This window comes from Paenibacillus sp. S150 (assembly GCF_019352175.1).
In the GTDB taxonomy this organism is placed as follows: Bacteria; Bacillota; Bacilli; order Paenibacillales; family Paenibacillaceae; genus Paenibacillus_AQ.
In genome coordinates, this window is sequence record NZ_JACBYI010000095.1 from 1 (window position 1) to 773 (window position 773).

The 773-nt window shown below is 42.3% G+C and carries 2 protein-coding genes; both read right to left on the minus strand.

Annotation, left to right across the window (positions count from 1 at the left end; translation table 11 throughout):
* On the minus strand, positions 1-252 hold a 252-nt coding region (locus HYD27_RS31695; protein WP_219221753.1), incomplete at its 3' end, for a hypothetical protein.
* Positions 249-773 (minus strand): recombinase family protein (locus HYD27_RS31700; protein ID WP_219221754.1); only part of this gene is annotated, 525 nt, incomplete at its 5' end. The genes HYD27_RS31700 and HYD27_RS31695, both read right to left, overlap by 4 nt.

Sequence of the window (773 nt, forward strand, 5' to 3'; positions counted from 1 at the left end):
AGCTGTAAGTTTTAACATCCCAGCAACATGTGACTTCTCCAGACGTACATAAAGCAGGTCTAGCCGCAGTTCTTCTGTGTACTCGTGAATCTTATCTATGATTTTCTCCGCTGTCGGCAAGTGAATATCCGCAGCTTGTTCATGTGTAATTTGAAACATGGCATTTTCATAAGCGGCAGTGGTACGGAAACTTGTTAGAAGCTGATCTTCTTGCTCAACCAGCGATTCATACTTATCTTGTAATATCGTCACAAGCACATTCCTCCAGACTGTAGGATTGCTTGATGTTCACCGTCTGCTTCAATCTGCCCATAACGATACGTTCCTTGGTAAAATGCTTTACGATCTAGGATTCGTTTCACCTGTACTTTGGTGAACCTCTTCCCTTGTTTTGTTGTGAATCCTTCTTCATTTAACTTCTCGGCTAAAGCCGACAATGACCATATAGGATATTGCTTTTTCAGTTGAAATAGCCGCTGAACCGTAGATGCCTTCTGTTCGTCAATGAACATTTGCTTCGATCCCCGTTTTCCTTTGTAACCAAATGGAATACCTCCACCAGCAAACTTGCCTTCGGAAGCCTTTTTGTTTCGTCCACGTCCCAGCTTCATAGCAATCTCTAACCGCTGATAAACATCCAACAATTCCATCAAACCGTTAATCAGGAAGTCAGACGGGTCTTTCTTAAAAATGCTGTAGGTTGGTTGTTCAATACTCCGAATGTCGATATTACGTTTCTTCAGTTCCCGATGGACAAGGACTTTGACAATATC